Here is an 11,484-nt window from a genome sequence, read left to right as displayed (position 1 = left end):
GTGCCTGCTCGATGCGCTCTCTAGTTAGAAACGAAGAAAATCCTAAAATTTAAGAACCTATTTAGCTTAATTCTGTTAAAAAAGATGAGTTTTATTAACAGATTGAATTTTGAATGATAGATTGCCGGAAGGCATTAATGAACTAATATACCAATGAACGAATTAAAACTATATATGATTTTACTGGGCTCAAAAGCCCAAAAACGAAATGTAGAACAGCACGACTATTTCTTCGGCATTGCCCATTCGCTAAAAGATCTGGTGCCCGAGATTAAGGCATTTTGGCCGGGGACGGGCACCAGCCTGCATATTGATGGCTGGAGGGAAGTCAATAAGGTTGATGATTATGAAATCAGCATCGGGTTACGTGATGAGCACACCTTACCCTCGCTACATAAATTGTTCTTTATTAACCTTGGCGGCTATCTAACTAATCAGTTATATGAGCAGCATCATATTGTACTATCGGTACATGATGAAAGGGCCAAAGCCATACAGGAAGCAAAGAAAACGGTATTTTTTAAAACCAATTCGATAAAAGGTGCCAATTCGCATATCGACGAAAAATATGGCATTGATGTAGACGATATTTATAAAATTGAAGATATTTTAAGCGATGAATCAAAACAGAAATACCATATCGCGATCAAACCGTCCTCAGGCAATTTACTTGAAGATGAGATCCATTTAGGTTATTTTAAGCTGGATAAGTTGTAATTATTTTCGTGCAAGGGTTTTTAACCACTTCACCAGATCTACAGCAGCCTTATCATTTTCAAAACCCATCTCTTTTGGCAAACGGCCATTAACGTATTCGTCGTACAACCATGGATCGGCAATTGCCACCACATTACCCTTGCCAAATTTGGTAGTGGCAATAACCGTTGCACCGGCTTTATTTTTTAATACTGGCTTAGCAGCCCCTTTGGTTTCAATAGCGCAAATATCTTTCATAAATATTTTTTGCGCCGTTTTAAACACCGGGTTATTTTTGATAACAATAGCGCCATCCTCAAAATGATTGTCATCAATAACATGATTTTCCATGTCATTGGTAAAATGCATGCCAAACACCTCTGCCAATTTATTAAAATGCGGCAATTCCACGTTGGCACTATCGTTGGCAAACATGACCAATACACCTCCTTGTTTTACCCAGGCAGCAATTTCGGCAATATCTGAAGCCTGAATATAATTTGGTTTCGGATTTTCCTTAGGCCGGTCGGGATCTACAATTAAATATACTTCGCTTCCTTTTAACCTGGCTGCAGTTGGTGCAGTTTCAAGCGAATCCAACTTAAATCCTTCCTTTTTAAATACACTGCCTAAAATAGAAAAACCACTCATTGCCCGCTCACCCCACAGATAATGAAACCGAACCTCTTTACCGTTCTTATCTTTACGGGTTTCACGATTGAAAAAATAATCTAAAGTAACTGTTTGTGCACTTGACTTGATAGAAGAAAAAATTAAAATGGAAAGTATGCAAGCCCTAAAAAGCATTTTCATAAATATATCAGGTTAATTGTAATCAACCAAAAGTATAAAATTTAACGATAACAAAACTGAAATGATGAGCGCATAAACATACTTTCAATCCTAAAACCGATTCTCCATCAAGCTAAACTGATGTAAAAAACAAAAATACTCGCCGCGGTTGAAGTGCTAAAATAGGTCAGAGCCAATGCATGTAATCTTGCTCTGTATCATTTTTTCTCTTGTTAACTTTAAGACGCTTTTTCAAAAAAGCCACTAAAAAGAATGTAATGATCAGAAAAGTAGCACCTACCTGCGCTATATTCTCCAAGTCGAGATCTGACATATTGTTTATCGTATAAGTTTAACCATTAATTTATCTTTAACTGTTCGCCTTTTGCCTCTATAGCTGCTGAACTACAGGCCATCAAGCCCTGCGGAACCTTTGGTGCTATCCAGGTAGATTTGGGCGGTAAAAACCCGCCCTTTTCTGCCACCGTTATAAATGCATCGGCGGTCATTGGAAAAAGTGAAAAACCAATTGCGTTTTCATCGCCTTCCAGTTCAGCAAGAAATTGCGCCCATTTGAAATCCGGGAAACAAATCAGCCTCTCGTCATCCTTGGGCTTATGAATACCCAGCACAGGAGCAAGAATGTAATCCTGTAAAATCACCGTATCGGGCACTGCAGACAACGCAGAAACGCCATTTAGATCCAGTTGATACCACTCTCCTCTAAAAAAGAGACCTATCCTATTTTTCCGATCGGGTTTGTAAGGCCTATTATTTGGAATTTTGGAGATATAATAATGTGTTTTCAGTTTTTCCATAAACGAGGAGCAAGAAGTATCTGTACCTGTAATCATTCTGTGAAAGGCACTAATGGAAATCATGTCAGCAGAAACCAATAGCGAACTGATCTGCTGAGGCCTGCTTTGCTGCAAAGCAAAGGTAGCTTCCAAACGGTGATGCCCATCGGCCAGATAAAGCGAGTTAACACTTTTAAATTTCTCAACAAATTGTTCAATCAGCTCTTCTTCCGGTACCTGATAAAGGAAATGGCCCATTTGCGACCATTCATTTTCCAAAGGTTTTCTTGTACGCACCACAAAATCGATCAGCGCATCTAAGGTTTTATCTTTTTTATGTACCAATAAAATCGGAGATTTCTGAATGGACTTACCTTTCCGATCGACCATAATCGACGCTACTTTTGATGATAAGGTTTCTTCATGCCTTTTAATGGTGTTTGCTGGTGTCAGACTAAGATCAATAGCCGTCCAAATTCCCCTCATCACACCGTTTTCACCACGGAACTCATAAATATAAATTGCAGGCAGATCGTTTAAAGCACATCCGAAAAGATTGAGCAGGTCTTCAAATGACGGCTGTTCATTTTTATGCAATTTATCGTTTGCCTGATCGGTAATCAATAGCTCAAACAGGTCTTTACCAGGCTGTAGTGCTTTTAATGGAGCGATTTTTATCATCTTTAATAGATTATTCGAGTTCAAGCGCTATCTTCCCGCTGTATTCTTTTTCAAAAGTGGCCATAGCTTCCACCAATACTTCAACACTTGATAGCGGAAGTGCATTGTAAAGCGAAGCCCTAAATCCGCCAACGGTTCTATAACCTTTTATGCCCACAATTCCCTGGTCTGCAGCAAATTTTAAGAAACCTGTTTCCACTTCTTTATTAACCGCCAAAAAAGTAACGTTCATCCGCGATCGATGTTCAACATCGACGGTTCCACAAAACAGTGGGTTTCGGTCTATTTCAGCATACAACAATTTTGCCTTTGCTATATTTTTTTGTTCAATTCCACTTACACCACCCTGATCTTTAAGCCACAATAAATTAAGCATGGCTACATATATCGAAAAAACCGGCGGGGTATTGTACATGCTCATATTATCTCGGAAGATCCGGTAATCTATCATGGAAGGAATTTCTTTTTTTGCCTGGTTGATAAACTCATTTTTAGCGATAACCAATGTCATACCGGCAGGACCCATATTTTTTTGGGCACCTGCATAAATGAGATCAAAATCGGTGATGTTGATTTCTCTTGAAAAAATATCGGATGACATATCGCATATGAGCGGTGCACCTCCTTTTGGGAAATCAAACATTTCAGTTCCCTCAATGGTATTATTTGACGTGCAGTGCAGGTATGCCACTTGCTTATCGTAATTAAAATCAACCGGGATATAGGTATAATCTTTATCTCCAGAAGAAGCAAACACCTCTACTTCACCAAACAAACGCGCTTCTTTAATGGCTTTTTGTGCAAAATACCCCGTATCCAGATAAGCCGCTTTTTTTCCTGTATCCAAAAAATTCATCGCAACCATAGCAAATTGCGTACTGGCCCCGCCCTGTAAAAACAGTATAGAATAGTGATCGGGAACAGCCAATAACTCGCGAACCAAAAGCTGGGCTTTAAGTACTACATCTTCAAATTCCGGCGACCGATGGGAAACTTCCAGGATAGATAAACCCATCCCCCGCCAATTGATTACGGCCCTGGCAGCTTGTTCCATTACAGATGGCGGCAATATACATGGGCCGGCACCAAAGTTGTGTTTTTTGTGCATAAAAGAAGAATATTCGGTTAGGATCAATTACACTGTAAAGATCAGTAGTCAAGAACATTATACGGCAACAACCTGTTTTTTTGGTAAAAATTATTTTTTACCCAACCCTCGGCATGCTAAAATTTGGTTTCACCTGTTCATTGGATAAACGAACAGAATATAATTTTTACTGATCCTCCGAAATCCTTAATATTATTGTAAAAAATACACTAAGTAGTTTTTTAAAAAAATATTAAAAATCAATTAAATACAACTTAATTTAACTATTTTTAAGCTTTACAAAAGCAAATAAAAATAAAAAAATTACACTAAGCATTAACATGCAACCTCCAAAAGTTGACCAGACAGATATCGAAATCCTTAACCTTTTACAACGTGATGGACTATTAACCTATAAAGAAGTTTCCGGAAAACTCAGGAAAAGCATGACCCATATTGTAGAACGAATTAAAAAACTGCGAACAAATGGTTATATTAAATCAACAGTTGCCCTGGTAGACATTGACAAATTGAGGTCACATTTTATCGCTTTTCCGCATATTCAACTTACCATGCATTCTGAAGATATTGTGAAAGCATTCAAGATGGAGATGGATAAATATCCCGAGGTGATGGAATGTTATCATCTTACCGGGCATTTTGATTTTATGCTTAAAGTAGCTATGCCCGATATGGTTTCTTATAACCATTTCCTGAGGGAGAATATCGGTTCTCTGGCTTATGTGGGTAACATACAGAGTTTTTTAGTACTGAATCAATCAAAAGCTGAAACCGCGTATGCGTTATAGTTTATTTGCCTTTAGATTATTTGCCATTTGTTAAGCGTGGGAGCATATGGTATCCGCATATCCCATTCCCCTCTCCCAGAGGGGTGTCCGCAGGACGGGGTGTTTTGGAAACATGTAAAGACATATCACCTGCCAGATGGTAACATCTGGCAGCACAGAAAAGGTGTTCGTGGCGGCAGATGTTACCATCTGCTGCTTCCAAGCTTTAATTACTGAATGATCTAAACCTGTCAGATGTTAACATTTGACAACACAAAAAACAGCGAACCTGGAATCCAACACTGTTTTTGAAATATCATCCTGAGTGCAACTAAGGAACTTTTATTGAATTATTATCTTTTAAAAGATTTGCTTCGCAGAGCCTCCTGGTTCTTCACTGCGTTCAGAATGACAACAGTTATGTGTTCTTTATGGAAATGCACATGGATATACCTGGTATTCAAACTTTGGAAACTGTCAAGCACTAACTGTTAATCCCCATAGCGTACAGAATAATATTTACCCCGAACTTCGTATTGTCTTCAGCTAAAAAACGTTTGTTCCTGAAATCATAATCCCACTCGCAACCATAATCTTTATTGCTGTACAATACGCCTATCCTGTTGTTAATGGTAATGGCCTTCAGGTAATCATGTACCAGATCATCACCCCAGCCATTCAGCTCAAAAGATGTTGTTGGCGGTCCCTTTTCAAACTTGAAGAAAGCATTGTAAATACCGTGGTTATTGGGGATTTTCTTTAAAGCCTGAGGCCCAAAAAGGTTACCCATCTGCGTTTCAAATGAGCGGGCAAACAAGCCATCAATATCGTGGTTGCAATCGTCAACAAAAACGAAGCCCCCGTTGTGTACATAGGTTTTAAAATTTAAGGCTTCCTGCTGTGTAAACTGAACCAGCTTATGTCCGCTTAAATAACAAAAGGGATATTTAAACACATCGTGACTGCTCAATTCAACAATTTTCTCTTCCTCATCTAATGGAATGGTAGTATACTCCAACAGCGAATTTAATAGATTAGACGGCATACGCTGATCAGTATCCCAGTCGCCTGAATTATATTTTAACCTCGCAAATGTAAATTTAGCTCTTCGCACAGCCTAAAATTACCTTCATTTTTGATTATTCGCGCTTTTTGCCCAAGTTATCTTGTAAATTTTTTGATATTCTTTCCACAAGTTTAAAACTATCTGTCAATATGAGCTATATTGATGCACAATATCATTGTATTAAAAAATCAACCATTTTGGAGCGTTCAGAAAACAACCTAAAAATATTGATCGATAAGATCTCCCTGTTAAAAAGCGAAATACAGAAAGTAATTGTTGGTCAGGATGTAATTATTGAAGAAATCCTGATTGCCTTGATGGCAGGCGGCCACTGTTTACTTGAAGGTGTACCGGGTTTGGCGAAAACTTTGATGGTAAGAACCCTATCGGAAGCGCTAGCTCTTTCGTTTAGAAGAATACAGTTTACGCCGGATTTAATGCCGACTGATATTGTAGGCACCGAGATACTGGAAGAGGACCATATCACCGGAAAGCGGTTCTTCAAATTTAATAAAGGGCCATTATTTGCCAATATTATTCTGGCTGATGAGGTGAACAGGACTCCGCCAAAAACCCAGTCGGCTTTATTAGAGGCCATGCAGGAATTTGAAGTAACCTATGGCGGACAAACTTACCCTTTAGATCGCCCATTTTTTATCCTCGCTACCCAAAACCCTATTGAACAGGCTGGCACTTATCCACTACCTGAAGCACAGTTAGACCGTTTCCTGTTATACATCAAGATTGGTTACCCTACCGCAGCAGAAGAAACAGAGATTTTAAGCAGCACCACAGGTAGCAAAAAGGCCACAATCAATCCGGTTATCGGTGCAGAAGAAATCAAAGAACTTCAGGCCATTACCCGTGAAGTAAGCATTAGCGATGACCTGATTACTTATGTCAGCGAAATGATCCGTGCTACCCGCCCTGACACCACGACGGTAAATTTCGTAAAGGAATGGGTACGCTGGGGAGCAGGTCCGCGTGCCGGGCAAGCCTTAATTTTAACTGCGAAGGCAAGGGCATTATTTAAAGGCCGGTATGCAGTGATTTTGGAAGATTTACAAACGATGGCTTATCCCGTACTGCGTCATAGGGTATTAATGAACTTTAAAGCAGAAGCTGAAAATGTTTCATCAGACAACGTAACCGACGAACTGATCAAGGCCATTTCGAAACCAAAAGCCAATATTTAATGAGTAAACTGCTCGATCCTAAAATATTGATGGCCATTAAAGACCTCTCCTTATCGGCAAAAATGACGATTGATGGTTTTATGAATGGCATTAACAAAAGTACCGTAAAAGGTGCAGGGTTGGAGTTTAGCCAATATAGAAGTTATCAGCCCGGCGATGATTTACGCTCGCTCGACTGGAAAATGTTTGCCCGGTCAGATCGCTATTATATTCGCGAATCGGAAGTGGAAACCAATATTGCCGTGCGTATATTAATAGATGCAAGCGCCTCGATGAGCCATAGTGATGGCGATTTTAGTAAAATAGATTATACCCGTTATCTCACGGCTTCTTTAGCTTACCTGGCCAGTTTACAGGGCGACGCCGTTGGCTTATACGTATTGAAAAGTGCGGGCATCTATGCTATGGCAGCGAAGCAGGATTACCAGCATTTGGCCAGGTTGTTTTATCAGCTGGAGCAGATTAAAGCTGAAGGCCACTTTACCAAACCCATTCATTATACCGAATTATTTGCCAGCACTCAAAAACGCGAATTGCTCATTTTTGTGACCGATCTTTATCAAACTAATGATGAGATTATTAAATTGCTGGACACCTTAAGTACACTTCGGCACGAAATTGTAGTTTTTCACGTGTTAGCCAGGAATGAACTTGAGCTGGATTTTAAGGACTATAGCACTTTTGAAGACCTGGAAACAGGCGAAACGATTCAGATTGACCAGGAAAAAGCAAGACAGCGCTATAAAAGTAAACTTGCAAATTATTTAGCCGAAACCAGAGCTAAAATGCTCGACAGAAGAATTTTTTACCGCACCATTTCTACCCATGAACCTTTAGATGAGGCTTTAAGAGATTTTTTAAAACAAAGAAGTAAACTAAGAATTTAAACATTGCATTTTCTATCTCCCATAGGTTTATTGGCACTGGCCGGACTAATTGTTCCGCTCATTATACACCTGTGGAATGTTAAACAAGGCAAAACGCTTAAAATTGGCAGCATTGCACTGCTTGGTGAAAGTTCGAAGGCGAGCGCTAAAAGCTTTAAAATCAATGATTGGTTATTATTCTTACTTCGCTGTTTGCTCTTGGGAATACTGGCTTTTTCGCTTGCAAAACCATATTTGAAAAAAATAATCCCGACTGAAAAGAAAACCGGCTGGATTTTGCTTGATAGCGCTACTTTTAAAGAGGTTTTCAAATCAAATAAAAATACAATCGATTCACTGCTCAACAAGGGTTATGAAATCCATGATTTTAATGTAGGTTTTAAAGCATTAACGTTAAAAGACACTGCTGAACATCAATCTGAAAAGTTCGATAATATTGACTATAGTGATTTACTTCATGCTGCTAATCAGTTTATCCCTGCAGGTGCGAGCGTTTATCTCTTCGCCGATCGGCGCTTGACCCGTTTTGGAGATGAATTACCAATCCTTCATTACCAATTGAACTGGATCCCATTAAATCAAACCGATACCCTAAGAAGTTGGATTGCCGGATATGCCGGGAAGAAATATGAAGCAAAATCGAATCCATCCAATACCACCTACCAGGATTTACATTCAGGAGACGAAGTACCTATAAAAATTGCCATACATCAGGCTTCCGGAACTCCAGATGGAAAATATGTTATTGCAGCCTTAAAGGCAATTGGCAGTTTTACCGACCGGAAAATCGTCATCAATCCGCCCGCAGAAAAAGCTGACATCGGTTTTTGGCTATCAGCTGATGCAGTAGCTGCAAATTTTAAATCTTCCATTACAACAAATGGAACCTTATTTCAATATGAAAACGGGAAGATAATTGAAGAGCCTTCCTTTATCAAACTGGATGGCCACCATATTAAATTGAGTAAAAGAATGGCTTCGCCGGGTAGCGCTGAAAAAATATGGACGGATGGTTTTGGAAATGCTATTTTAACAGAAGAAAAAACCAAAAATTTACATATTTTCCACTTTTACAGTCGGTTTAATCCGCAGTGGAATGATTTGGTTTGGGATGGTTTGTTTGTAAAAGCATTAATGCCAATGGTAATCAGTACAGAAAACACCGCAGAATTTGGCTTTGAAAACAACGCTGTCGATCAGCGACGTCTATCTGCCAGGCGAACCGTTGCCTTTCAACCCGGCGACATCCAATCCACTTCAAAAAATACTCAGAATGTGCTGCTTCAACCTTTATTCTGGGCAGTTGCCTTATTGATCTTTGTTACCGAACGGATTTTATCATTCAGAAAAAAACCAGCTGATGTTAAACACTGAAGGTAGAAATTGGATCACCAATTTAAGGATAAAATGGATTAGCTTTTATCTGATTGGCATGGTTTCCATTGCCCTGGCCACTGCTTTGGTTTTATCGTTTATTTGCGTTTACCCGCTGCATTATTCTCCATGGCTTTTTGCGATTATTTTCCCTGTTGTACTCGGCATTTTATTGTACATCAAACCGATTTGGAGAACCACCGATCAGGATATCACGCGTTTTCTAAATAACCGATATCCCGAGCTGGAAGAAAGCGCCGATCTGCTGCTGCAAAACGAGGCTGAATTATCCCTACTGCAACAATTGCAACGCAGCAAAATCGAAAACATCATTCCTAAACTAGCGCAGCCAAAAGAACCTTTAAAGAAATTATATGCTGGCTTGCTCATCCTTTTAGCAGGCTTACTGATCAGTTTTGCAATTACTCAGATCCCATTACGCCATAATGATTCTTTAAAAGATCGCGAAAAGGCGAATCAAATTCTGCCGATCGAAGAAAATATACCTGCAGAAATCTCCGATTTCAGCGCCACCGTTATTCCGCCACCTTACACCGGAAAAGGAGAAAGGAATCAAAAGCAGTTAACCATTACTGCCGAGACCGGTGCCCGGATAGATTGGAAAATAGAAACGAATATTGGCATCAAAAAGTTGAGCCTTGTTTTTAACAATACTGAAATTATTCCATTAAAGGCTTTGAACAAGGCAAATACACGATGGACTGTCAGCAAAACCATCAGCAAATCTGGTTTTTATCAGCTGGATCTTGATGGTAAAAAATCAGATCTCTACCAGGTTGAAGCGATTCCAGACCTAGCGGTTACGATCAAAATTATCCAACCAAAACAGCACACCACAATCGACATTGGTCAGCCACAAAAAATCAATCTAAAAGTATTGCTTACTGATGATTATGGCATTAACGATGCTTTTATATCGGCTACCATGGCCAGCGGCAAAGGTGAGGGTGTGAGTTTTACCGAGAAAAAACTATCATTTGACACCAATTTTGGCAATAGGAAGACTATCGCACTGGAAAAATTGATTGATTTGAAAAACCTGGGCATGAAACCAGGCGATGAACTTTACTTTTTTATCAAAGCAATGGACAACCATGGCCAATCGAGCCGTTCGGATGTGTATTTCGTTTCCATTGTAGACACCACTGAATTAATGAGTTTAGCTGGAATGACAAACGGTGTTAACCTGGTTCCTGAATATTTCAGAAGCGAAAGGCAGATCATTATTGATACCGAAAAATTATTGAAAGAACAATCATCGATACCTGTACAAACTTTTAAAAACAAAAGTAATGAAATAGGTATTGACCAAAAGCTTTTGCGCCTGCGTTACGGGCAGTTTTTGGGCGAAGAAAATGAAACTGAAATTGGTGGAGACCATGATGATCACGATGGCCATACAGAACACAAGGCTGAGGGTGAAAAATTTGGTGATGTAACCGGCATTATGGACAAATACGCCCATAAACATGATATTGCAGAAGACGCTACTTTTTTTGAACCTGAAATAAAAGCACAATTAAAAGCTGTTTTAACTGAAATGTGGAATGCTGAACTGCGTTTGAGAACTTATAAGCCACAAGAAGCTTTGCCTTATGAATATAAAGCGCTCAGGTTACTGAAAGATCTCCAACAGAAATCACGGGCTTATGTGGCCAAAACAACCGTAAAAACGGCAGCATTAAAACCCGAAAAACGTTTAAGTGGTGAACTGGATAAAATTACCCAGCCCTTGCAAAAAATGACCTTTGAGCAAAAGGAAAAGAGAATTGCCACACTCAAGATAGCACTTGCAAGGTTGGAAAGCAGAAAAACAGGCAGGAAATTTACTGAACAAGATCAGTTCTTACTTAACCAGACAGAAAAATACCTGATTGGCGCCGCAGCAGATCATCCTGCTACTTATTTAACTGCACTTAGCAGTTTAAGGAAGTTAAGCACAGGCAATAAACTGATAATTAATGATATAGACCTGGTGCAACGAGCCATACAAAAAATGATCGGTCCCGAAGGTGCAAAACCACAGATGCAAAATGCCGGTGCAGCCTCGGCTCTGTATCAGAGCTATTTTAAAAACCTCAATAAAACAGACAGATAGC

At 39.5% G+C, this 11,484-nt stretch carries 10 protein-coding genes; 6 read left to right on the top strand and 4 right to left on the bottom strand.

From position 1 onward, the window contains the following. The first annotated feature begins 153 nt into the window (after positions 1 to 153). A complete protein-coding gene (locus tag ACFE6N_RS19265; RefSeq protein ID WP_378939146.1) occupies positions 154 to 717 on the top strand; it encodes a DUF1543 domain-containing protein in 564 nt (187 codons plus the stop codon). Here the strand turns inward: ACFE6N_RS19265 and ACFE6N_RS19260 are convergent, their stop codons facing one another. The 3 genes from ACFE6N_RS19260 to serC form a co-directional block, all read right to left on the bottom strand. Next, on the bottom strand, positions 718 to 1,509 hold the full coding sequence (locus ACFE6N_RS19260) for a lacto-N-biose phosphorylase central domain-containing protein (RefSeq protein WP_378939144.1): 792 nt from the start codon (positions 1,507 to 1,509) through the stop codon (positions 718 to 720). A 338-nt stretch (positions 1,510 to 1,847) separates the two neighbouring features. Then, a complete protein-coding gene (locus ACFE6N_RS19255) occupies positions 1,848 to 2,966 on the bottom strand; it encodes a DUF1015 family protein (protein WP_378939142.1) in 1,119 nt (372 codons plus the stop codon). A gap of 10 nt (positions 2,967 to 2,976) precedes the next feature. Further along, the gene (gene serC / locus ACFE6N_RS19250) at positions 2,977 to 4,074 is read right to left on the bottom strand and encodes a 3-phosphoserine/phosphohydroxythreonine transaminase (RefSeq protein WP_378939140.1); all 1,098 of its coding nucleotides are present in this window, start codon (positions 4,072 to 4,074) and stop codon (positions 2,977 to 2,979) included. A gap of 320 nt (positions 4,075 to 4,394) precedes the next feature. Between serC and ACFE6N_RS19245 the strand changes: the two genes are divergently transcribed. Next, positions 4,395 to 4,862 carry an Lrp/AsnC family transcriptional regulator gene (locus ACFE6N_RS19245; protein WP_139222281.1) on the top strand — a complete coding sequence of 156 codons (468 nt, stop codon included), beginning with the start codon at positions 4,395 to 4,397 and terminating at the stop codon, positions 4,860 to 4,862. Between the two features lie 463 nt (positions 4,863 to 5,325). Here the strand turns inward: ACFE6N_RS19245 and ACFE6N_RS19240 are convergent, their stop codons facing one another. Further along, on the bottom strand, positions 5,326 to 5,955 hold the full coding sequence (locus ACFE6N_RS19240) for a DUF4159 domain-containing protein (protein WP_378939137.1): 630 nt from the start codon (positions 5,953 to 5,955) through the stop codon (positions 5,326 to 5,328). A 101-nt stretch (positions 5,956 to 6,056) separates the two neighbouring features. On the opposite strand from ACFE6N_RS19240, the gene ACFE6N_RS19235 reads away from it, so the two are divergent. Genes ACFE6N_RS19235 through ACFE6N_RS19220 form a run of 4 tightly spaced genes read left to right on the top strand, consistent with a single transcriptional unit; the run spans position 6,057 to position 11,483 of the window. Next, positions 6,057 to 7,103 (top strand): AAA family ATPase, encoded by a 1,047-nt coding sequence (locus ACFE6N_RS19235; RefSeq protein WP_378939135.1) that lies wholly within the window; start codon positions 6,057 to 6,059, stop codon positions 7,101 to 7,103. Further along, a complete protein-coding gene (locus ACFE6N_RS19230; protein WP_378939133.1) occupies positions 7,103 to 7,990 on the top strand; it encodes a DUF58 domain-containing protein in 888 nt (295 codons plus the stop codon). The genes ACFE6N_RS19235 and ACFE6N_RS19230 overlap by 1 nt, the downstream gene beginning before the upstream one ends. Before the next feature lie 3 nt (positions 7,991 to 7,993). Further along, on the top strand, positions 7,994 to 9,364 hold the full coding sequence (locus ACFE6N_RS19225) for a BatA domain-containing protein (protein WP_378939131.1): 1,371 nt from the start codon (positions 7,994 to 7,996) through the stop codon (positions 9,362 to 9,364). Next, positions 9,351 to 11,483 (top strand): DUF4175 family protein, encoded by a 2,133-nt coding sequence (locus ACFE6N_RS19220; protein ID WP_378939129.1) that lies wholly within the window; start codon positions 9,351 to 9,353, stop codon positions 11,481 to 11,483. Before ACFE6N_RS19225 ends, ACFE6N_RS19220 begins: the two co-directional genes overlap by 14 nt. Position 11,484 lies beyond the last annotated feature (1 nt).

The sequence above is a fragment of the Pedobacter sp. BG31 genome (genome assembly GCF_042464845.1).
GTDB lineage: Bacteria > Bacteroidota > Bacteroidia > Sphingobacteriales > Sphingobacteriaceae > Pedobacter > Pedobacter suwonensis.
Note: the sequence above shows the minus strand (reverse complement) of the source record. Positions and strands in the feature narration are given on the sequence as shown.

Excerpts from the sequence above, each read along its gene's own strand:
- ACFE6N_RS19265 (WP_378939146.1), top strand. The coding sequence starts at position 154 with ATGAACGAATTAAAACTATATATGATTTTACTGGGCTCAAAAGCCCAA.
- ACFE6N_RS19260 (WP_378939144.1), bottom strand. The coding sequence starts at position 1,509 with ATGAAAATGCTTTTTAGGGCTTGCATACTTTCCATTTTAATTTTTTCT.
- ACFE6N_RS19255 (WP_378939142.1), bottom strand. The coding sequence starts at position 2,966 with ATGATAAAAATCGCTCCATTAAAAGCACTACAGCCTGGTAAAGACCTG.
- serC (WP_378939140.1), bottom strand. The coding sequence starts at position 4,074 with ATGCACAAAAAACACAACTTTGGTGCCGGCCCATGTATATTGCCGCCA.
- ACFE6N_RS19245 (WP_139222281.1), top strand. The coding sequence starts at position 4,395 with ATGCAACCTCCAAAAGTTGACCAGACAGATATCGAAATCCTTAACCTT.
- ACFE6N_RS19235 (WP_378939135.1), top strand. The coding sequence starts at position 6,057 with ATGAGCTATATTGATGCACAATATCATTGTATTAAAAAATCAACCATT.
- ACFE6N_RS19230 (WP_378939133.1), top strand. The coding sequence starts at position 7,103 with ATGAGTAAACTGCTCGATCCTAAAATATTGATGGCCATTAAAGACCTC.
- ACFE6N_RS19220 (WP_378939129.1), top strand. The coding sequence starts at position 9,351 with ATGTTAAACACTGAAGGTAGAAATTGGATCACCAATTTAAGGATAAAA.